The following is a 20,698-nucleotide window of genomic DNA, read 5'->3' as shown; positions in this document are numbered from 1 at the left end:
AAACGATCGCCGTCAGGGGTGTCGGTGGATCTGTTCAGTGCCCCTCTTGTAGTCAAAAGTGGACTCATGAGGAGGAAACCCATGCGCGGTGCCAAGAGCGCCAAGTGGGTCGCGGGAGCGGCAATCATCGCCCTGGCCGCGACTGCCTGTGGCGGGGGCAGCGACGACAGCAGCGACTCGGCTTCGAAGGAGAAGGGCAAGCCTGCCGGTTATGTCTCCGTCGACGTCGGTGAGCCGCAGAAGCCGCTGATTCCGGCCGACACCAACGAGCAGCTCGGCAGTTACGTCATCCAGGCGGTGTTCACCCAGCTCCTGGAGTTCGACGGAGACGGCAAGATCGTCTACACGAACGCCGAGTCCGTGAAGTCGGACGACAACAAGACGTGGACCGTCAAGCTCAAGCCGGGCTGGAAGTTCCACGACGGCACCCCGGTCACCGCCGAGTCCTACATCAAGGCGTGGAACTGGTACGCCAACAGCAAGAACGCCCAGCAGAACGCGTTCTGGTTCGAGGACATCAAGGGTTACGCGGACGTCCACCCCGAGAAGGGTGACCCCAAGGCCACCGAGATGTCGGGTCTGAAGGCGGTCGACGACACCACCTTCACGATCGAGCTCGACAAGCCGGTCCCGTACTTCGAGTACAAGCTCGGCTACTACACCTTCGCCCCGCTGCCCGAGGTGTTCTACAAGGACACCAAGGCCTTCGGCCAGGCGCCGGTCGGCAACGGTCCCTACGTCTTCGAGAAGTGGGACCACAAGAAGCTCATCCAGGTCAAGGCGAACGCGGACTACCAGGGTCCGAACAAGGCCAAGAACAAGGGCATCCTGTTCAAGAACTACGCGACCGTCGAGGCCGCGTACCAGGACCTCCTGTCCGGCAACCTGGACATGATCCGCCAGGTCGGACCGAAGGACCTGCCGAAGTACAAGACGGACCTCGGTGACCGCGTGATCGACGAGCCGTACGCGGCCGTGCAGTCGATCGTCCCGACGTTCTACTCGAAGACCTTCAAGGGCATCGACCCGAAGGTCCTCCAGGGCCTGTCGATGGGCATCGACCGCGACACGATCACCAAGACCGTGCTCAACGGCACCCGCGAGCCCGCCACGAGCTTCACGCCCCCGGGCGTCGCCGGCAACCAGCACCTGGACACCGACGTGTTCAAGTTCGACGCGGCCAAGGCCAAGCAGCTCATCAAGGAAGGCGGCGGCGTTCCGGACAACAAGCTCTGGATCCAGTACAACGCCGACGGTGGCCACAAGGAGTGGGTGACCGCGGTCTGCGAGTCCATCCGCAACTCGACCGGGGTCGACTGCGTCCCGGACGCCAAGCCGGACTTCCAGACCGACCTGGAAGCGCGTGACAACGACCAGGTCAAGTCGATGTACCGGGGTGGCTGGGTGGCCGACTACCCGCTGAACGTCAACTTCATGCGGGAGCTGTACGGCACCACCGCCGAGGCCAACAACGGCCGCTTCTCCGACAAGGAGGTCGACGCGGCCTTCAAGAAGGGCGACAACGCGGCGTCCCTCGAGGAGGCGACCAAGGCCTACCAGGAGGCGGAGAAGCTCGTCCTGCAGAAGATGCCGGCGATCCCGCTCTGGAACTACAAGATCAACGGTGGTTACGGGAAGTCCGTCGACAACGTCGCCATCGACTTCCGCGGCGACTACGTCATGACCGACGTCACCGTCAAGTAGCACACGCCTGAGGGCCCCCACTCGGCCATCAGCCGCCCACACCAGGCAGTAGGTCCCGGGGGGCCGCTCTCCGTATCCGGAGGGCGGCCCCTGGGCTGCTTTATCCCTATCGGAGGCAAACATGGGGCGTTACGTCGCGCGGCGACTGCTCCAGATGATCCCGGTCTTCCTCGGGTCGACCGCGCTGGTCTTCGCCATGATGTACGCGCTGCCCGGCGATCCCGTGCGCGCACTTGCAGGCGAGCAGACCGTCGACCCGACGCAGATCGCGAACATGAAGAAGGAGCTGGGCCTCGACCTGCCACTCTGGCACCAGTACTGGAACTACCTCACGGGCCTGTTCCAGGGTGATTTCGGTACAGAGATCGCCAGTGGCCGACCGGTCGCCGACACCATCGCGGACGCGTTCCCGATCACTGTCCGGCTGGCCCTGTTTGCCTTCATCTTCACGGTGGTTGTCGGTATTTCCATGGGCGTCTTCGCCGGTCTGAAGGCGGACACCCTCCGCGACCGCGGACTGCTCATCCTGACGCTCCTGCTCATCTCGGTCCCCTCCTTCGTGCTCGGCTTCCTCGGCCAGTACTTCTTCGCCTTCCAGCTCGGCTGGGTCGATCCCAACGTGAGCGCGGAAGCGAACTGGAGCGAGTTGTTCCTGCCCGCTGTGGTGCTCGGGTCGCTGTCACTCGCGTACGTCGCGCGGCTGACCCGCACCTCGGTCGCGGAGAACCTGCGCGCCGACTACATGCGGACCGCTGTGGCGAAGGGACTGCCGCGTCGTCGCGTCGTCGGCGTCCACCTCATGCGTAACTCGATGATCCCCGTAGTCACCTTCCTCGGCACCGACCTCGGCGCGCTGCTCGGCGGTGCGGTCGTGACGGAGGGCATCTTCAACGTCCAGGGTGTCGGCCGGGCCGTCTTCGGCGCCCTGCAGCACCGGGAGGGCGCCACGGTCGTCGGCATCGTGACGCTGATCGTCATCGTCTATCTCGTCACCAGCCTGCTCGTCGACCTGCTCTACGCGGTCCTGGACCCGAGGATCCGTTATGCCTGAGGCGCTCAAGGAAACCGCCGCGGAGAAGTCCGCGGACACGACGGCGACGCCGGTCCCCGCCGCCAAGGTGGGCAAGCCCCGCAGCCTGTGGTCGGACGCCTGGCACGACCTGCGGCGCAGCCCGCTGTTCGTCGTGTCGGCCGTCCTGATCTTCTTCCTGCTGGTGATGGCGATATTCCCCGGCCTGTTCACCGGCGCCGACCCGCGTTACGCGGACCTGGCCCACCACTACCTGCAGAAGCCCAAGTGGGGGAACTTCTTCCAGGAGGACTGGTTCGGGTACGACATCCAGGGCCGCTCGATCTACGCGCGTGTCGTCTACGGTGCCCGTGCCTCGATCATGGTCGCCGTCGTCGTCACCGCCCTCGTCACGATCCTGGGCACCGTGGTCGGCATGCTCGCCGGCTACTTCGGCGGCTGGATCGACACGATCCTGTCCCGGGTCACCGACGTCTTCTTCGGTGTGCCCTTCATCCTCGGCGCGATGGTCGTCCTGACCTCGTTCGAGGAGCGCAAGATCTGGGTCGTCATCCTGGCGCTGGCCTTCCTCGGCTGGACCCAGATCGCCCGTGTCGCCCGCGGCTCGGTGCTGACGATCAAGCAGGCGGACTACGTGATGGCGGCCAAGGCGCTCGGCGCCTCGACCACCCGCATCCTGCTCCGGCACATCCTGCCCAACGCGATCGCCCCGGTGATCGTGGTCGCGACCATCGCGCTCGGCGGCTACATCTCGGCCGAGGCGACCCTGTCCTTCCTGGGCATCGGGCTCGCCGAACCGACCGTGTCGTGGGGTGTCGACATCTCCTCCGGCCAGGAGCAGTTGCGTAACGCCGCGTTCGTCCTGATCATCCCGTCGGTCATGGTGTCGATCACCGTTCTGGCGTTCATCATGCTCGGCGATGCGGTGCGCAACGCCCTCGATCCCAAGCTGCGCTGAGGGAGGCGTACATGACCATCATCGACAAGACGGCGGATGTTCCTGCTCCGCGTGGTTCGAACGACGAGAGCGGTCCGCTGCTCGAAGTCCGCGATCTGCACGTGGAGTTCCACACCCGTGACGGCGTCGCCAAGGCCGTCAACGGAGTCAACTACAGCGTCAGCGCCGGCGAGACCCTCGCCGTGCTCGGCGAGTCCGGTTCCGGCAAGTCCGTGACCGCCCAGGCGATCATGGGCATCCTGGACATGCCTCCGGGCCGCATCCCCAAGGGAGAGATCTTCTTCCGCGGCCAGGACATGCTCAAGATGTCCAACGAGGAGCGCCGGCAGATCCGCGGCCAGAAGATCGCCATGATCTTCCAGGACGCGCTCTCCTCGCTGAACCCGGTCCTCTCGGTGGGCTACCAGCTCGGCGAGATGTTCCGCGTGCACCAGGGCCTCTCCAAGAAGGAGGCCAAGGCCAAGGCCATCGCACTGATGGACCGCGTGCGCATCCCGGCGGCCAAGGAGCGGGTCAACGACTACCCGCACATGTTCTCCGGCGGTATGCGCCAGCGGATCATGATCGCGATGGCGCTGGCCCTGGAGCCCGACCTGATCATCGCGGACGAGCCCACCACGGCGCTCGACGTGACCGTGCAGGCGCAGGTCATGGACCTGCTCGCGGAGCTCCAGCGCGACTTCAACATGGGCCTGATCCTGATCACGCACGACCTCGGTGTGGTCGCCGACGTCGCCGACAAGATCGCCGTGATGTACGCGGGCCGGATCGTCGAGACCGCTCCGGTCCACGAGATCTACAAGCGCCCCGCGCACCCGTACACCAAGGGCCTGCTGGAGTCGATCCCGCGCCTGGACCAGAAGGGCCAGGAGCTCTACGCGATCAAGGGCCTGCCGCCCAACCTGCTGCACGTGCCGTCCGGCTGTGCCTTCAACCCGCGCTGCACGATGGCGCAGGACATCTGCCGTACGGAGATCCCGGCGCTGTTCCCGGTGACCGAGCAGGACGGTACCGAGCTGGTCGGCCGCGGCAGCGCCTGCCACTTCTGGAAGGAGACGATCCATGGCTGACCTCGAGAAGGGGCCCGTGGACGCCACCCCGAACGTCACCGAAGTGGCGACGGTCAACGCGAGCACGGAGTCCGAGGCCATCGCGGCCGTGGACGCGCCGGTCTCGCAGGGCGAGCCGATCCTCCAGGTGCGCAACCTGGTGAAGCACTTCCCGCTGACCCAGGGCATCCTGTTCAAGAAGCAGGTCGGCGCGGTCAAGGCCGTGGACGGGATCTCGTTCGATCTCTACCAGGGCGAGACGCTCGGCATCGTGGGCGAGTCCGGCTGTGGCAAGTCCACGGTCGCCAAGCTCCTGATGACGCTGGAGCGGGCCACCGCCGGTGAGGTCTTCTACAAGGGCCAGGACATCACCAAGCTGTCCGGGCGCGCCCTGAAGGCCGTGCGCCGCAACATCCAGATGGTGTTCCAGGACCCGTACACCTCGCTGAACCCGCGTATGACGGTCGGCGACATCATCGGGGAGACCTTCGAGATCCACCCCGAGGCGGCCCCGAAGGGTGAGCGGCGCCGCAAGGTGCAGGAGCTGCTGGACGTCGTCGGTCTGAACCCGGAGTACATCAACCGGTATCCGCACCAGTTCTCCGGCGGTCAGCGCCAGCGCATCGGGATCGCCCGGGGCCTCGCGCTCAACCCGGAGATCATCATCTGCGACGAGCCGGTCTCCGCGCTCGACGTGTCGGTGCAGGCGCAGGTCATCAACCTGATGGCGAAGCTCCAGGACGAGTTCAACCTCTCCTACCTCTTCATCGCGCACGACCTGTCGATCGTCCGGCACATCTCGGACCGGGTCGGGGTCATGTACCTCGGCAAGATGGCCGAGATCGGCACGGACCAGCAGATCTACGACCACCCGACGCACCCCTACACCCAGGCGCTGCTGTCGGCGGTCCCCGTCCCGGACCCCGAGGCCCGTGACGGCCGCGAGCGCATCATCCTCTCCGGCGACGTCCCGTCGCCGGCGAACCCGCCGTCCGGCTGCCGCTTCCGTACGCGGTGCTGGAAGGCCCAGGACAAGTGCGCCACCGAGGTGCCGCTGCTGGCGATCCCCGAGCGCTTCAAGGCCTCGGACACGCCGGCGGCCCACGAGTCGGCCTGCCACTTCGCCGAGGAGAAGGACGTCGTCCACGCGGCGTAGTACCTGATCCGACCGAACCGGAACGCCCGGCCCCCTCCGTGGGGCCGGGCGTTCCGGCGTTCGGTCCCGCCCGTACGGCGTACGGCGTAGGCCGACATGCGACGGGGTGTCATATGGGGTGATATGAGGCATTGAGCCACTCAAGGGAACCCTAGGAGGCACTCCATGCGCGGAGCCACACAGGCCAGGTGGGCCGCATGCGCCGTCGCTGTCGCCCTGGCGGCCACGGCCTGCGGCGGCGGGGACAGCGGTGGCGGCAGTGGCGCCGACGGGATCGTGAGCTCGTCCTGGGGAGACCCGCAGAACCCGCTGGAGCCGGCGAACACGAACGAGGTGCAGGGCGGCAAGGTCCTCGACATGGTCTTCCGCGGACTCGTGCGCTACGACCCCAAGACCGGCGAGGCCCAGAACGAGATCGCCGAGAAGATCGAGTCGACGGACTCGCAGAACTTCACGATCACGATCAAGGACAACTGGACCTTCAGCAACGGCGAGAAGATCACCGCGAAGTCGTTCGTCGACGCCTGGAACTACGGCGCCGCTCTGAAGAACAACCAGAAGAACGCCTACTTCTTCCAGTACATCGACGGCTACGACAAGGTGCACCCGGAGTCCGGCGCGGCGTCCGCCACCAGCCTCTCCGGCCTCAAGGTGGTCAACGGCACGACCTTCACCGCCAAGCTGTCGCAGAAGTTCTCCCTCTGGCCCGACACCCTCGGCTACGCCGCGTTCGTGCCGCTGCCCAAGGTCTTCTACACCGACCACGACGCCTGGCTCTCCAAGCCCATCGGCAACGGTCCCTACACCATCGAGCAGTACGCCAAGGGCTCGTCGATGAACCTGCGCCGGTGGGACGACTACCCCGGTGCGGACAAGGCGCAGAACGGCGGCATCGACCTCAAGGTCTACACCGACAACAACACCGCCTACACCGACCTGACCGCGGGCAACCTCGACCTGGTCGACGACGTACCCGCCTCCCAGCTCAAGAACGTCGAGGCGGACCTGGGCGACCGGTACATCAACACACCCGCCGGCATCATCCAGACGCTCGCCTTCCCCTTCTACGAGAAGGCCTGGGACACCCCGGACGCGACCAAGGTCCGCCGGGGACTGTCCATGGCGATCAACCGGGCTCAGATCACCGACCAGATCTTCCAGAAGACCCGCACCCCCGCCTCCGACTGGACCTCGCCGGTCCTCGGCGCCGAGGGCGGCTTCAAGAAGGGCCTCTGCGGCCCCGCCTGCGAGTACGACAAGGCGGAGGCCAAGAAGCTGATCGAGGAGGGCGGCGGCATCCCCGGCGGCCAGCTCAAGATCTCGTACAACGCCGACACCGGCTCCCACAAGGAGTGGGTGGACGCGGTCTGCAACAGCATCAACAACGTCATGGGCAACAACAAGGCGTGTGTCGGCGGGCCCGTCGGCACCTTCGCCGACTTCCGCAGCCAGGTCTCCACCCAGAAACTGACCGGAGCCTGGCGCGCGGGCTGGCAGATGGACTACCCGCTGATCCAGAACTTCCTCCAGCCGCTCTACTACACCAACGCCCCGTCCAACGACGGGAAGTGGAGCGACCGGAAATTCGACGACCTGGTCGACAAGGCCAACGCGGAGAGTGACAAGGCCAAGGCCGTCGCCACCTTCCAGGACGCGGAGAAGGTCCTCGTCGAGCAGATGCCCGTCATCCCGCTCTGGTACCAGAACGGCAGCGCGGGCTACTCGGACAGGGTCGAGAACGTCTCGCTGAACCCCTTCAGCGTCCCGGTGTACGACCAGATCAAGGTCAAGTGACCCGCTGAAGCCGGGTGGCCGGTGCGGCAGCCGCACCGGCCACCCGGCTTTCCGGTCCTTCCGCCCGCCAGCCCCGACCCCCGGGAGCCCTCATGGGACGTTATGTGATCCGGCGGCTGCTGCAGATGATCCCGGTCTTCTTCGGCACCACGCTGCTGATCTTCCTCATGGTGAACGTGATGGGCGACCCCGTCGCGGGCCTCTGCGGCGACCGCCAGTGCGACCCCGCGACCGCCGCCCAGCTGCGCAGCGAGTTCGGCCTCGACAAGCCGGTCTGGCAGCAGTACCTGACCTACATGGGCAACGTCTTCACCGGCGACTTCGGCACCGCGTTCAACGGTCAGAAGGTCACGGAGCTGATGGGCACCGCCTTCCCGATCACCATCCGGCTCACCATCGTCGCCATCGTGTTCGAGATCGTCATCGGCATCAGCCTCGGCGTCGTCACCGGCCTGCGCCGCGGCCGGCCCGTCGACACCACGGTGCTGATCCTGACCCTGGTCGTCATCTCCGTACCGACGTTCGTCACCGGTCTGCTGCTCCAGCTCCTCCTGGGCGTGGAGTGGGGCATCATCAAGCCGTCCGTCTCCTCGGAAGCCCCGGTCGACGAACTCATCGTGCCCGGACTCGTCCTGGCCTCCGTCTCGCTGGCCTACGTCACCCGGCTCACCCGCACGTCGATCGCCGAGAACGCCCGCGCCGACTACGTCCGTACCGCCGTCGCCAAGGGCCTCCCCAGACGCCGCGTGGTCGTGCGGCACCTGCTGCGCAACTCCCTGATCCCGGTCATCACCTTCATCGGTACGGACGTGGGCGCCCTGATGGGCGGGGCGATCGTCACCGAGCGCATCTTCAACATCCACGGAGTCGGCTACCAGCTCTACCAGGGAATCCTGCGCCAGAACTCCCAGACCGTCGTCGGGTTCGTCACCGTGCTGGTCCTCGTCTTCCTGGCGGCCAACCTGATCGTCGACCTCCTGTACGCCGTACTCGACCCGAGGATCCGCTATGCCTGAGCCGAAGCCGTGGGACGGGACGACGGACAGCGGAGCGATCTCGGGCGCCGGCGCGGGCGGCGCGATGGACCTCGCCATGGACGAGGGCACCACCCTGGAGAAGACGCCCGGAGGCCCCGAGGGCACCGGGCCCACCGGCAAGCCGCGCAGCCTGTGGTCCGACGCCTGGCGCGACCTGCGCCGCAACCCGGTCTTCATCATCTCCGCACTGGTCATCCTCTTCCTGGTGATCATCTCGATCTGGCCGTCGCTGATCGCCGGCCAGGACCCCCTCGACTGCGACCTGGCCAAGGCCCAGGAGGGCTCCCAGCCCGGGCACCCCTTCGGCTTCGACGGACAGGGCTGCGACGTCTACACCCGCACCGTCTACGGCGCGCGGACCTCGGTGGCCGTCGGTGTCCTCTCCACCCTCGGGGTCTCGCTGCTGGGGGGCGTGCTGGGCGGCCTCGCCGGCTTCTTCGGCGGGACGTGGGACGCCGTGCTCTCCCGCCTCACGGACGTCTTCTTCGGCATCCCCGTGGTCCTGGGCGGGCTGGTCTTCCTGTCCGTCGTCACCAGCTCCACCGTCTGGCCCGTGATCGGCTTCATCGTGCTGCTGGGCTGGCCCCAGATCGCACGCATCGCCCGGGGCTCCGTCATCACCGTCAAACAGAACGACTACGTCCAGGCCGCCCGCGCGCTGGGTGCCTCGAACTCGCGGATGATGCTCCGGCACATCACCCCCAACGCCATCGCCCCGGTGATCGTCGTCGCGACCATCGCCCTCGGTACGTACATCTCGCTGGAGGCGACCCTGTCGTTCCTCGGGGTGGGCCTGAAGCCGCCGGCGGTCTCCTGGGGGATCGACATCTCCGCCGCCTCCCAGTACATCCGCAACGCCCCGCACATGCTGCTCTGGCCGGCCGGGGCGCTGGCGGTCACCGTGCTCGCCTTCATCATGCTCGGCGACGCGGTGCGCGACGCCCTCGACCCCAAGCTGCGCTGAGGAGCCCGCTGCCATGTTGCTCGAAGTGCGCGATCTGCACGTGGAGTTCCACACCCGGGACGGCGTCGCCAAGGCCGTCAACGGGGTCAACTACTCGGTGTCCGAGGGGGAGACGCTCGCCGTCCTCGGCGAGTCCGGCTCGGGCAAGTCCGTCACCGCCCAGGCGATCATGGGCATCCTCGACATGCCGCCCGGAAAGATCAGCGGGGGCGAGATCCTCTTCAAGGACCGCGACCTGCTGAAGCTCAGGAGCGAGGACCGCCGGCGGATCCGCGGCCAGGAGATGGCCATGATCTTCCAGGACGCACTGTCCTCGCTCAATCCGGTACTCAGCGTGGGCGCGCAGCTCGGTGAGATGTTCGTCGTGCACCGGGGGATGTCGCGCGGCGACGCCAAGGCCAAGGCGATCGAGCTGATGGACCGGGTGCGCATCCCGGCGGCCCGGCAGCGGGTGGGCGACTTCCCCCACCAGTTCTCCGGCGGTATGCGCCAGCGGATCATGATCGCGATGGCGCTGGCCCTGGAGCCCGACCTGATCATCGCCGACGAACCGACCACCGCCCTCGACGTGACCGTCCAGGCCCAGGTGATGGAGCTGCTCGCGGAGCTGCAGCGCGAGCTCAGCATGGGCCTGATCCTGATCACGCACGACCTCGGTGTGGTCGCCGACGTCGCCGACAAGATCGCCGTGATGTACGCGGGCCGGATCGTCGAGACCTCACCCGTCCACGAGATCTACAAGGCACCGGCCCACCCGTACACCAAGGGCCTGCTGAGGTCGATCCCGCGTCTGGACCAGAAGGGCCAGGAGCTCTACGCGATCAAGGGGCTGCCGCCCAACCTGCTGCACATCCCGCCGGGCTGCGCCTTCCACCCGCGCTGCCCCATGGCGCAGGCCGTGTGCCGCACGGACGTGCCGCCGCTCTACACCGTGGACGAGGAACGCCGGAGCGCCTGCCACTTCTGGAAGGAGACGCTCGATGCACGCTGACGAGACGGGTCGCGGGGGCGGCGGTTCCACGCTCCGGGCCGAGGCGCCCGTGCGCCCGTACGCCGGGGGTGACCCGATCCTGGAGGTGCGCGGGCTGGTCAAGCACTACCCGCTGACCCGGGGCATCCTCTTCAAGAAGCAGGTCGGCGCGGTCAAGGCCGTCGACGGCGTGGACTTCGACCTCGCGGCGGGCGAGACGCTCGGCATCGTGGGGGAGTCCGGCTGCGGCAAGTCGACCGTCGCCAAGATGCTCGTCCACCTGGAGCCGCCGACCGGGGGCTCGATCCGCTACAAGGGCGAGGACGTCACCAAGCTTTCAGGGCGCGCCCTGAAGGCCGTGCGCCGCAACATCCAGATGGTGTTCCAGGACCCGTACACCTCGCTGAACCCGCGCATGACGGTCGGCGACATCATCGGGGAGCCGTACGAGATCCACCCCGAGGTGGCGCCCAAGGGCAGCCGTCGGCAGAAGGTACAGGACCTGCTGGACGTCGTCGGTCTGAACCCGGAGTACATCAACCGGTATCCGCACCAGTTCTCCGGCGGTCAGCGCCAGCGCATCGGGATCGCCCGGGGCCTCGCGCTCAACCCCGAGATCATCGTCGCCGACGAACCGGTCTCCGCGCTCGACGTGTCCGTCCAGGCCCAGGTCGTCAACCTGCTGGACCGGCTGCAGAGCGAATTCGACCTGAGCTTCCTCTTCATCGCGCACGACCTCTCGATCGTCCGGCACATCTCCGACCGGGTCGGCGTCATGTACCTCGGCAGGATCGTCGAGATCGGCACGGACGAGGAGATCTACGACCACCCGACGCACCCCTACACCCAGGCGCTGCTGTCGGCCGTCCCGGTGCCCGACCCGACGGCCCGTGAGCACCGCGAGCGGATCATCCTGCACGGTGACGTGCCCTCACCGGCGAACATCCCGTCCGGCTGCCGCTTCCGCACCCGGTGCTGGAAGGCGCAGGAACGGTGCGAGCTGGAGGTGCCGCTGCTGGCGGTCCCGGCGGTCCTCCGGGACACGGAGACGCCCGCCCGGCACGACTCGGCGTGCCACTTCGCGGAGGAGAAGCAGGTGGTGCCACCGGAGGACGTACGGGAGGCGCCCGAGGATGAAAAAAGCTGATAATTGATCCTCATGTTCGTTAACACAGAGGCAACTTGACCGTCGTCGCACCGATATACGGACCTCCCACCATGGAGAGCGTACGGCCGTGCGGGTGCCGTGAACCGGCCGGGGCGTTCATCACGTCGCCCCGGCCGGCTGCACGAGCCCGCCCCGCCCCACAGGTCCCCTTGTTCATCGGCGGACCGCGGTGGAGTATCGCCGGTGTGATACTCACACGGGGAGCCAGGATCACCGGAGCGGTGCTGTGCGCCGTGCTCGCGGCCGTCGTCGCGGGATGGATCGTGCGGGATCTGCGGGCCGTCGGTGACGTGCCGGTCCTGCTGCGGTACTGGGCCGGCTACACGGACGGCTGGCCGAAGGCGCTGCCCGCCACCCTCCAGGCCGATCCGGTGCTGCTCGTCGTCTACGTCCTCGCGCTGATCGCCGCGCTGCGCTCCTCGGTCGCCGCGTCCACACTGGTCGCCACCGGCCTGGTCACGCTCGCCCTGCGGCTGCCCGGCGTCTGGACCATCGGATCGTCCTGGATGGACGGGCGGTTCGAGGACGAGCTCCGCACCCGGGCCCTCATCGGCACCTTCGTCGCCCTGGCCGCCGGACTCGCACTCGTCGTCACCGGAGCCGCGGGCCGCAGACAACCCGTCGACTCCTACGACTCCGACGAGCCGCTGCCCACCCGGCCCGGCCAGGGCGCCGGGGTCACGGCCTTCCTGGTGCTCGGCACCTCGGGGGCGGTCCTGATCGCCTGGGAGATCCGCCGGCTCTTCACTCTCCCCGACGCGCTCCATCCCGCCTGGTTCATCGGCGGAAAGTCCCTCACGCTCGGGCTCACGGCCACCCCGCCCGGCTGGAGCGGCATCGCGCTGGGGACGGCCTGCCTGGTGGTGGCCTGGACCGCGCTCTTCCGCGCCGTCCACGCCCGCCCGCTCGGCATGATCGTCGCCGGTTTCCTGCTGGTCTCCGGCGGCTGCGGAATCGCCCGCGTCCTCGACAACGGGTGGCTGGAGAACATCGGCGGGGCGCCGCTCGAACAGCAGCTCAGCATGGCCACCTCGTTCCTCCTCGCCTTCGCCGGGGCCACGGCTCTCCTCGTCCTGGCGCGCAGGGGCTTCGAGAACACCGACGGACGGAACGAGGGGTACGGGGGCTACGGCTATCCGCAGAGCGGGGCGCCCGGTTACGGCTACCCGCAGGCCGGGGCGCCCGGTTACGGCTACCCGCAGGCCGGCACGCCCGGTTACGGCTACCCGCAGACCGGCACGCCTCCTTACGGCTATCCGCAGACAGGCGGCGGGCCCGGCAACCCGCCGCCGCCCGTCTCCCCGCCGCCCGGTTGGTGACGGCCGGTCCGAGGGGCTGCCAGGGGCCTACGCCCGCGGCAGACCCAGGGACCGCCGGAGGAAGTCCACCTGGAGCAACAGCAGGTTTTCGGCCACCTGCTCCTGCGGGGTCATGTGCGTCACCCCGCTCAGCGGCAGCACCTCGTGCGGGCGCCCGGCGGACAGCAGCGCGGACGAGAGCCGCAGCGCGTGGGCGACCACCACGTTGTCGTCCGCGAGCCCGTGGACGATCATCATCGGCCGCACGGCGTCGGCCGGCTCGGAGAGCCCCTCGTCGGTCACCAGGGAGTTGCGGGCGTACACCTCGGGCTGTGCCGCCGGGTCGCCGAGATAGCGCTCGGTGTAGTGGGTGTCGTACAGCCGCCAGTCCGTCACCGGAGCGCCGACGACGGCCGCGTGGAAGACATCGGGACGCCGCAGCACCGCGAGTGCCGAGAGGTAGCCGCCGTACGACCAGCCGCGCATCGCCACCTTGGAGAGATTCAGCGGGAAGCGCCCGGCCAGGGCGTGCAGCGCTTCGACCTGGTCGTCCAGGGTGAGCGTCAGGTCGTCCCGCACCGCCTTCTCCCAGCCGGGCGAACGGCCGGGCGCGCCCCGGCCGTCCGCGACGATCACGGCGAAACCGTGGTCCGCGAACCACTGGGACGTGAGGTGCGGATTGTGGGCCGCGACCACCCGCCGGCCGTGCGGCCCGCCGTAGGGGTCCATCAGCACCGGGAGCGGGCCGTCCGATTCCTTGTATCCGGTGGGGAGCAGCACGGCGCACGGGATCCGCCGTGCGCCCCCCTCCGTCAGCCGTACGTTCGCGGTCAGGACCGGCTCCTGGGCGAGGTTCGCCACATCGGCGATCCGCTTGCCGTCCCGCAGCACCCGCACTGCCGCCCCGGGGTGCTCGAGGGACGCCGAGACCAGCACCGTCACACCGCCGACCCGCACCGCGGAGTGCACCCCGGGCCCCTCGCTGACGCGCTCCACGCCCAGCTCGTTGACCCGGTACACATGGCTCTGCCCCGTCTCCGGGTCCGCCGCGCCCTCACCCGCGGTCGCCTGCACCAGGATGTCGGACTCCCCGATGTCCAGCACCGCCTGGACGTGCAGCTGGTCACCGGTCAGCGGCCGGTCGCCGACCGAGAGCACCCGCGCGCCCCCCTCGTCGGCGACCCGCACGAGCCGCCCGTCGGGCGCCCAGGCGGGCACCCCGGCGAAAAGATCAAGCCACACACCGTCCTCGTCGACGTGCACCGTGCGGGTCGCGCCGCTCTCCGTGTCGACGGCCAGATACAGCTGGCTGCGCTGGTCACGGGCCTGCACCAGAAGCAGCGGGGCGCCGTGCGATGACCAGTGCACCCGCGCCAGATAGGGGAAGCGGGACCGGTCCCAGACGACCTCCGTGCGGGTCCCGTCCAGGGCCGTCACGAAGAGCCGCACCTCGGCGTTGGCCGTCCCCGCAGCCGGATAGGCCACCTCGGCCGGCTTGCTCCCGGGGTGTGCCGGATCGGCGATCCACCACCGCTGTACGGCGCTGTCGTCGGCCCGGGCGACCAGCAGGCGGTCCGAGTCCGGCGACCACCAGAAGCCGCGGTAGCGGCTCATCTCCTCGGCCGCGACGAACTCCGCGAGGCCGTACGACGTGTGCGCGTCCTCCGGCTCCGCGACCGCCCGGTCGCCCTCGCCCTCCGCCCCCACGACGCGCAGCGCGCCCCGCGCCACGTAGGCGATGTGCCGGCCGTCGGGGGAGGGGCGCGGGTCGATCACCGGACCCGGCACGGGCAGAGCCCGTGCCGTGCCCGCCCTCAACTCGGCGACGTACGCCTTCCCCGAGAGCGCGAAGGCCGCCAACTCGGCCGCGTCGTCCACCGCGTAGCCCACGATCCCCGCCGAGCCCTCCCGCGTCCGCTCGCGCCGCGCCCTCTCCTGGGGCGACAGCTTCTCCGCCGAACCGCCCAGCAGGGTCTCCGGATCGGCCGCGATCCGCTCGTCGCCCGTCGCGGTGTCCAGCACCATGAGCCGGGTCGTCCGGTCGGTGCCGGAGGCCGACCGGAGGAACAGCACCCGCGTCCCATCCGGTGAGACGGTGAAGGCGCGGGGTGCGCCGAGAGTGAACCGCTGGGTTCTGGCGTGCTGGCGGGGAAAGGTCAACTTCTGCGAGGTCATGGCCCTGAACCTAGTCTGCGGCGGCCGGTCCGTGCGCCCCTCGTGCTGCTGTGCCCCGATCAATGCGTCGGCACGGATAGTTATGATCCGTAGCGCTCGGTGGGTATGAACCTGCTGGCTCCATGTGTGCTGCCCGTCCCGACCGTACTGATGGAGGTGAACCGCCGTGGCACTCTCGATTTCGGCGGTGGTGCTGCTGGCGATCGTCGTCTTCCTGCTGATCCGGAAATCCGGACTGAAGGGCGGACACGCGGTGGTCTGCATGTTGCTCGGCTTCTACATGGCGAGCTCGTCGATCGCCCCGACCATCTCGGAGGTGACGTCGAACGTGGCAGGCATGATCGGGGGCATCAAGTTCTGACGACCGTCCCGCCCCCCTGACGGGTACCCCGCCGGGCGTCCCCCACACCGTGGGGCGTTCGGCCGGTGGGCCGGCCTGCTCGTAGGGTGGTCCCATGAAGGACCTCCCCACCCGCCGTCTGCTCCTGGTGCACGCGCACCCCGACGACGAGTCGATCAACAACGGCGCCACCATGGCCAGGTACGCGGCCGAGGGCGCCCACGTCGCCCTCGTGACGTGCACCCTCGGCGAGGAGGGCGAGGTCATCCCGCCGGACCTCGCGCACCTCGCCGCCGACCGGGACGGCGGACTGGGCGACCACCGCATCGGCGAACTCGCCGCCGCGATGCGGGCGCTCGGGGTCACCGACCACCGGTTCCTGGGCGGCCCCGGCAGGTTCCGTGACTCCGGGATGATGGGCACCGGGCAGAATCACCGGCCCGGCGCCTTCTGGGCCGCCGACCTCGACGAGGCGGCAGGGCACCTCGTCGGAGTGATCCGCTCCCTGCGCCCCCAGGTCCTCGTCACGTACGACCCCGACGGCGGATACGGCCACCCGGACCACATCCAGGCGCACCGCGTCGCGATGCGCGCGGCCGACCTGGCCGCCGATCCCGCGTACGACGCCGACGCCGGAGCCCCGCACACCGTCGCCAAGATCTACTGGAACCGGGTGCCCCGCTCCGTGGCCGAGGCGGCCTTCGCGCGGCTGCGGGACACCGCACCCGACGCCTTCCCGGGGATCGCCGCGGTCGACGACGTGCCCGGTGTGGTGGACGACGCGCGGATCACGGCGGAGATCGACGGTTCGGCGTACGCCACGGCCAAGACCGAGGCCATGCGGGCGCACGCCACCCAGATCGCCGTGGACGGACCGTTCTTCGCTCTTTCGAACGACTTGGGACAGCCCCTTTTCACCACCGAGTACTACGAGTTGGTGCGGGGCACCCAGGGCGGGGACGACGGTTCCCGCGAGCAGGATCTCTTCGCGGGCGTGACGGACGCGGCCCTCGCACCGGGAGCACGGACATGAGCAGCAGGCAGAGGCCACGCGCCTCGTCACAGGCGCCCCGCACCGACGCCCCGCCCAGGAGCCCCGCCCCCACCGGTCTCGCCGCGCCCCTGAACCCCGCGCGGATCCCCCTGTACGTGGGACTCGCGGTGCTCGGCGCGGCTGTCGGGATCGCCGGCACCCTCGTCCAGGCGGCCCTGTTCCCGGGCGGGTTGCTGCTCGCCCTCGCGGCGTCGGCGGGTCTGTTCTACGGCGGCCGGGTGCTGACAGGGACACAGCTCGGCGCCCTGGCGCCGGCGGTGGGGTGGTTCATCGCGTTGGTGCTCCTCCTCGGCGGGCGGCCCGAGGGCGACTACGTCTTCGGCCAGGAGCTCGGCCTGGCGCTCTTCATGCTCGGAGGGACGGCCGTCGCTGTGATGTGTGCCACGATGTCGCGGCTGCGGTATCCGGCCGATGGCACCGGCCCGACCGGCGCGTGATGTGGTATGTCCGCTCCCGGATTGCTCCTCCGCGCGGTGATGGGTGCATCCTTGTTCCCCCCGGGCGCGGAGAGTCTTACGGTGGCGGCCAGTATGGTGGTGCGCGCGCCGAGCCGTCCCCTGGCCTGCGGCATGGGGGAAGTACGGGCGGCGGAGCCAATCGGGAGAACCTGCTTTGAGTCGTGAAACTGACAGTTCGTCCTCCGGGCCCCAGGGGCGCGGAGGAGCCGCGTACCCGTCGGGTACGCCGCCGTACGGATCACGCCAGTATCCGTCGCTGCACCCGTCCCAGGACGGGCCGGAGGAGACTCCGGAGCCTGCGGATCCGCCTCAGCCCGAGGAGCCCAGAACAGAGACGACGCTGACGACGCGTATCCGGATCAACATTCCGGGCTCGCGTCCGATCCCGCCGGTCGTCATGCGTACGCCGATGAGTGACGCGTCCGCCGACCGTCCGGACCCGGAGCGCACGGGCACCACTCCGAGGCCCGGCGCACCCGCGCCGTCCTCCGGTGGAGCGCCCGCTCCCGGCCCGGACGCGCGTGACGGCGGCCCGGCCGCCGACGCCCCGGCCGAGAAGCCGGCCAGGGAGAAGAGCGGCAGCGACTGGTTCGCGCCGCGCAAGGCCCCGGCCCCCGTCCCGGGCGTGGGCGCCGCACCGGCGGCCTCGGCCGCGGGCGCGCCCGGTCAGGGCCCCGGTCCCGGTCAGGGCCCCGGTCCCGGTCAGCGTCCTGGCGCAGGGCAGGGCCAGGGGCCCGCTGGTGGATCCGTCGGCGGTCCCTCCGGCGCGGGCGGTGGCCCCACGCCGCCCCGCACGGACATGCCGTACTTCCCCGACGGTCCGCAGCGGCCCGGCGACCCGGGCGGCGCACCCCGTCCCGGCCGCAGCGCCCTCGACGACCTCGACTCCGGTCCTCGGTCCACGCAGGGCACCGGCATGCGGCCACCGGCCGGCCAGGGCCCCTCCGGGCCGACCACCGGCCCGGCCCCCGGAAGTTCGTCCCTGACACCGAACCTCGACCGTCTTCCCGGCGGACCCGGCGGACCCGGCGGACCCGGCGGACCCGGCCAGGCGTCCGGCGGCCCGTCCGGGCCCAGGCCCGGCGGCCCCGGTGGCGTACCCCCGCGGATGTCGGACGACACCGCGATCCTGACGCCGCAGGCTCCCGCCCCCGGCCCCGGGTCCGGCGGCCATGTCTCCGGTGACACGCTCACCAGCGGCATCCCCGTCATCCCCGCGGAGCCCCGCTCGGCGTTCCCGGGCGGGCCCGTGGGGACCCGGCCGCCCGAGGGCCCCAGGGGCGGCGGACAGGTGGACGAGGGCGCCCCGGCACCCGCTCCCGCCCCCCGGCCCGCCCCGAAGCCCGCGGCGCCCGCCAGGAAGGGCCGCTCCAAGGTGGTCCTGCTGGGCGTGGCCGTCGTCGTGCTGCTCGGCGTGGCCTACGGCGCCGGCCTGCTGATGAACCACTCCGAGGTGCCCAAGGGCACCACCGTGCTCGGAGTCGACATCGGCGGCGGCACGAAGGCGGAGGCGGTCACCAAGCTGGAGGCCGCCCTTGGCAAGCGCGCCCGGACGCCTCTGCGGCTGTCCGTGGACGGCAAGGAGGAGAAGCTCGCCCCCGACAAGGCCGGCCTCACCCTGGACAGCCAGGAGACCGTCCGCGGCGCCGCGGGCAGCGACTACAACCCGGTCTCGGTGATCGGCTCCCTGTTCGGCGGGGCGCGTCCCGCCGACCCGGTGATCCCGGTCGACGAGGAGAAGCTGGGGGTCGCGCTGACCGACCTGGCAGGCGTCGCCGGCTCCTCCAACGACGGCACCATCAAGTTCGAGCCGAACAAGGCCGTGGCCGTCCCCGGCAAGTCGGGCAAGTCGCTGGACGTCAACCGGTCGATGATCTCCGTCCGGGACGCCTACCGCGCGCAGGTTCAGACCGGCGAGCCGGCCGTCGTCGAACTGCCGGTGGCCGCCACCGAGCCCACCATCACCCAGGCCGAACTGGACCGGGCGATGAAGGAGTTCGCGAAGCCGGCGATGTCAGGCCTGGTCACCATCAAGGCAGGACCCAAGCAGATCGACTTCGGCCCCGCGAGGTCCCTGCCGCAGATCCTGTCCATGAAGCCGGTCGACGGCAAGCTGGTCCCCGTCTACAACAGGGAAGCGATCGACACCCTGCTGGACGGCGTCTTCGACGGCATCATGATCACCAAGGGCGACGGGAAGAAGCACCAGGTCAGCCCCACCGACGTGGCCCAGGCCATGCAGGGCGCGCTGCTCGGCAGGACCCCTGCGGAGCGCACCGCCACGATCGACCTGACCGGCGCCGGCTGACCGGACGCGGTCCGCACGCACGAACGCCCCCGCCCGGACCTCCGGGCGGGGGCGTTCGTCGTGCGGCGGGGCCCCGTTCCCTCGTCTGCGGGCCCCGCCCACGTCTAGGGGAAGGAGACGATCCGGGACGGGACGGTGTCCGTACCGGATGTGGGGGACCCGGTGTCGTTGATGACGTGGTCGTACTGTCCCTGGCCGCCGAGGGAGACGACGAGCAGGTCGTGGAACTTGACCCCGGGTTTCACCGGGGCCTGGAAGCCGTGCTGCTGGCGGATGGTCGGGTCGACGTTGAAGTAGCAGTAGCTGCCCATGCCCCAGCCCTCGTGGGTGGTGACGGAGTCGTCGACCTTGTAGGCGGCGTAGCCCTTGATGTCGCCGTTCTGGATCGCGGCCTGGTTCGGGGCGTCGTACGCCTTCTCGTTCTGGAAGAAGATCGTCCTGCCGTTCTCTCCGGACCACTGGACGTCGTACTTGTTGAAGTGCTCCACGAACAGCCCGGTGGCCAGCACGTCGTCGCCCTTGACGTGGACGCCGTAGTCGGCGCGGTTGGTCTCCCAGCCGACGCCCTCCCCGTGGTCCGCGCGCCAGACCCAGGTGTGGTCGATGATCGTGTCGTCGCTGTTGACGACGATGCTGGTGGTCGCCTTGCCGGGGCCGGCTCCACCGATGCGTACGAACACGTCCTGGAGGCTGGTCGGGTTGGCCGAGTGGTCGCCCGACGCGCCGTCGGGGCCGACCTCGATGAGCGTCTCGGAGTTGACCGGTCCCGCGTCCACGAGGAGTCCGGCGAGCTTGACGCCGTCGACGTCGCCGACCTCGATCGCGGTCACCCCGTTGTCCGGGATGATCGTGGCGAGGCCCAGGCCGAGCGCGACGGTGTCCGCCCGGTCGATCTTGATCGTCTCGTCGACGTGGTAGACGCCCGGGGTGAACAGCAGGTGCAGGCCCTGGTCCACGGCCGCGTTGATGGTCTGCGCGGTCGCGCCCGGCTTCACGACGTAGAACTGGTCGAGGGGGATGGACTCGCCCTCGGGCGTTCCGTCCGCCCAGGTCGTGCCCCGTGCGTCGGTCCGCTTGGCGGGGACGAAGACCTTGTAGTCGTCGCCGTCGAGGTAGAGGAAGGGCTTCTCGCGGGAGACAGGGGTGGTGTCCAGGGTGGTGTACGGCGGCTCGGGGAAGCTCTGGGCGGGGGCGCCCTCGACGCCGGAGAACGTCATGTTCCAGACGCCGTTGCC

Annotated in this window: 16 protein-coding genes and 1 pseudogene; 15 read left to right on the top strand and 2 right to left on the bottom strand. The window is 69.5% G+C overall.

Annotated features, from left to right (window positions below):
- Positions 1 to 81 precede the first annotated feature (81 nt).
- The 11 genes from ACZ32T_RS06545 (at position 82) to ACZ32T_RS06495 (ending at position 13,149) form a co-directional block, all read left to right on the top strand.
- Positions 82 to 1,704, top strand: a complete 1,623-nt coding sequence (locus tag ACZ32T_RS06545; RefSeq protein ID WP_467268003.1) for a peptide ABC transporter substrate-binding protein — start codon at positions 82 to 84, stop codon at positions 1,702 to 1,704.
- Between the two features lie 121 nt (positions 1,705 to 1,825).
- Positions 1,826 to 2,755, top strand: a complete 930-nt coding sequence (locus ACZ32T_RS06540; protein WP_467268001.1) for an ABC transporter permease — start codon at positions 1,826 to 1,828, stop codon at positions 2,753 to 2,755.
- Positions 2,748 to 3,692 carry an ABC transporter permease gene (locus ACZ32T_RS06535; protein WP_467267999.1) on the top strand — a complete coding sequence of 315 codons (945 nt, stop codon included), beginning with the start codon at positions 2,748 to 2,750 and terminating at the stop codon, positions 3,690 to 3,692. The genes ACZ32T_RS06540 and ACZ32T_RS06535 overlap by 8 nt, the downstream gene beginning before the upstream one ends.
- Positions 3,693 to 3,703: 11 nt before the next feature.
- Positions 3,704 to 4,762 (top strand): ABC transporter ATP-binding protein, encoded by a 1,059-nt coding sequence (locus tag ACZ32T_RS06530; protein WP_467267997.1) that lies wholly within the window; start codon positions 3,704 to 3,706, stop codon positions 4,760 to 4,762.
- A complete protein-coding gene (locus ACZ32T_RS06525) occupies positions 4,755 to 5,897 on the top strand; it encodes an ABC transporter ATP-binding protein (protein ID WP_467267996.1) in 1,143 nt (380 codons plus the stop codon). The genes ACZ32T_RS06530 and ACZ32T_RS06525 overlap by 8 nt, the downstream gene beginning before the upstream one ends.
- A 165-nt stretch (positions 5,898 to 6,062) precedes the next feature.
- Positions 6,063 to 7,691: a peptide ABC transporter substrate-binding protein gene (locus ACZ32T_RS06520; protein ID WP_467365701.1), complete on the top strand. Its 1,629-nt coding sequence runs from the start codon at positions 6,063 to 6,065 to the stop codon at positions 7,689 to 7,691.
- A gap of 92 nt (positions 7,692 to 7,783) precedes the next feature.
- Complete coding sequence (locus ACZ32T_RS06515) at positions 7,784 to 8,707, top strand: ABC transporter permease (RefSeq protein ID WP_467267992.1); 924 nt, start codon at positions 7,784 to 7,786, stop codon at positions 8,705 to 8,707.
- Positions 8,700 to 9,692, top strand: a complete 993-nt coding sequence (locus ACZ32T_RS06510; protein WP_467267990.1) for an ABC transporter permease — start codon at positions 8,700 to 8,702, stop codon at positions 9,690 to 9,692. The genes ACZ32T_RS06515 and ACZ32T_RS06510 overlap by 8 nt, the downstream gene beginning before the upstream one ends.
- 13 nt (positions 9,693 to 9,705) lie before the next feature.
- The gene (locus ACZ32T_RS06505; protein WP_467267988.1) at positions 9,706 to 10,683 is read left to right on the top strand and encodes an ABC transporter ATP-binding protein; all 978 of its coding nucleotides are present in this window, start codon (positions 9,706 to 9,708) and stop codon (positions 10,681 to 10,683) included.
- Positions 10,673 to 11,809: an ABC transporter ATP-binding protein gene (locus ACZ32T_RS06500; protein WP_467267986.1), complete on the top strand. Its 1,137-nt coding sequence runs from the start codon at positions 10,673 to 10,675 to the stop codon at positions 11,807 to 11,809. Before ACZ32T_RS06505 ends, ACZ32T_RS06500 begins: the two co-directional genes overlap by 11 nt.
- Before the next feature lie 206 nt (positions 11,810 to 12,015).
- Positions 12,016 to 13,149, top strand: a complete 1,134-nt coding sequence (locus tag ACZ32T_RS06495) for a hypothetical protein (protein WP_467365699.1) — start codon at positions 12,016 to 12,018, stop codon at positions 13,147 to 13,149.
- Between the two features lie 27 nt (positions 13,150 to 13,176).
- On the opposite strand, the gene ACZ32T_RS06490 is transcribed toward ACZ32T_RS06495, so the two are convergent.
- Positions 13,177 to 15,303 carry an alpha/beta fold hydrolase gene (locus ACZ32T_RS06490; RefSeq protein ID WP_467365698.1) on the bottom strand — a complete coding sequence of 709 codons (2,127 nt, stop codon included), beginning with the start codon at positions 15,301 to 15,303 and terminating at the stop codon, positions 13,177 to 13,179.
- 166 nt (positions 15,304 to 15,469) lie between these two features.
- On the opposite strand from ACZ32T_RS06490, the gene ACZ32T_RS06485 reads away from it, so the two are divergent.
- The 4 genes from ACZ32T_RS06485 (at position 15,470) to ACZ32T_RS06470 (ending at position 19,463) form a co-directional block, all read left to right on the top strand.
- Complete coding sequence (locus tag ACZ32T_RS06485; RefSeq protein ID WP_056793925.1) at positions 15,470 to 15,664, top strand: DUF2304 family protein; 195 nt, start codon at positions 15,470 to 15,472, stop codon at positions 15,662 to 15,664.
- Between the two features lie 94 nt (positions 15,665 to 15,758).
- Entirely contained in the window at positions 15,759 to 16,676 is a 918-nt protein-coding gene (gene mshB, locus ACZ32T_RS06480; protein ID WP_467267980.1) for an N-acetyl-1-D-myo-inositol-2-amino-2-deoxy-alpha-D-glucopyranoside deacetylase, read from the top strand.
- Complete coding sequence (locus tag ACZ32T_RS06475) at positions 16,673 to 17,134, top strand: DUF6113 family protein (RefSeq protein ID WP_467267978.1); 462 nt, start codon at positions 16,673 to 16,675, stop codon at positions 17,132 to 17,134. Before mshB ends, ACZ32T_RS06475 begins: the two co-directional genes overlap by 4 nt.
- A 175-nt stretch (positions 17,135 to 17,309) precedes the next feature.
- The gene (locus ACZ32T_RS06470; protein WP_467365696.1) at positions 17,310 to 19,463 is read left to right on the top strand and encodes a hypothetical protein; all 2,154 of its coding nucleotides are present in this window, start codon (positions 17,310 to 17,312) and stop codon (positions 19,461 to 19,463) included.
- Between the two features lie 104 nt (positions 19,464 to 19,567).
- On the opposite strand, the pseudogene ACZ32T_RS06465 reads toward ACZ32T_RS06470, so the two are convergent.
- Positions 19,568 to 20,698: pseudogene (locus tag ACZ32T_RS06465) on the bottom strand (coagulation factor 5/8 type domain-containing protein); the annotation flags it as partial.

Source organism: Streptomyces sp. NPDC023573 (assembly GCF_055559735.1).
Note: the sequence above shows the minus strand (reverse complement) of the source record. Positions and strands in the feature narration are given on the sequence as shown.

Coding starts and splice junctions, on each gene's coding strand:
- ACZ32T_RS06515 (WP_467267992.1), top strand. CDS start 7,784: ATGGGACGTTATGTGATCCGGCGGCTGCTGCAGATGATCCCGGTCTTC.
- mshB (WP_467267980.1), top strand. CDS start 15,759: ATGAAGGACCTCCCCACCCGCCGTCTGCTCCTGGTGCACGCGCACCCC.
- ACZ32T_RS06525 (WP_467267996.1), top strand. CDS start 4,755: ATGGCTGACCTCGAGAAGGGGCCCGTGGACGCCACCCCGAACGTCACC.
- ACZ32T_RS06500 (WP_467267986.1), top strand. CDS start 10,673: ATGCACGCTGACGAGACGGGTCGCGGGGGCGGCGGTTCCACGCTCCGG.
- ACZ32T_RS06475 (WP_467267978.1), top strand. CDS start 16,673: ATGAGCAGCAGGCAGAGGCCACGCGCCTCGTCACAGGCGCCCCGCACC.
- ACZ32T_RS06540 (WP_467268001.1), top strand. CDS start 1,826: ATGGGGCGTTACGTCGCGCGGCGACTGCTCCAGATGATCCCGGTCTTC.
- ACZ32T_RS06505 (WP_467267988.1), top strand. CDS start 9,706: ATGTTGCTCGAAGTGCGCGATCTGCACGTGGAGTTCCACACCCGGGAC.
- ACZ32T_RS06545 (WP_467268003.1), top strand. CDS start 82: ATGCGCGGTGCCAAGAGCGCCAAGTGGGTCGCGGGAGCGGCAATCATC.
- ACZ32T_RS06490 (WP_467365698.1), bottom strand. CDS start 15,303: ATGACCTCGCAGAAGTTGACCTTTCCCCGCCAGCACGCCAGAACCCAG.
- ACZ32T_RS06520 (WP_467365701.1), top strand. CDS start 6,063: ATGCGCGGAGCCACACAGGCCAGGTGGGCCGCATGCGCCGTCGCTGTC.
- ACZ32T_RS06535 (WP_467267999.1), top strand. CDS start 2,748: ATGCCTGAGGCGCTCAAGGAAACCGCCGCGGAGAAGTCCGCGGACACG.
- ACZ32T_RS06530 (WP_467267997.1), top strand. CDS start 3,704: ATGACCATCATCGACAAGACGGCGGATGTTCCTGCTCCGCGTGGTTCG.
- ACZ32T_RS06510 (WP_467267990.1), top strand. CDS start 8,700: ATGCCTGAGCCGAAGCCGTGGGACGGGACGACGGACAGCGGAGCGATC.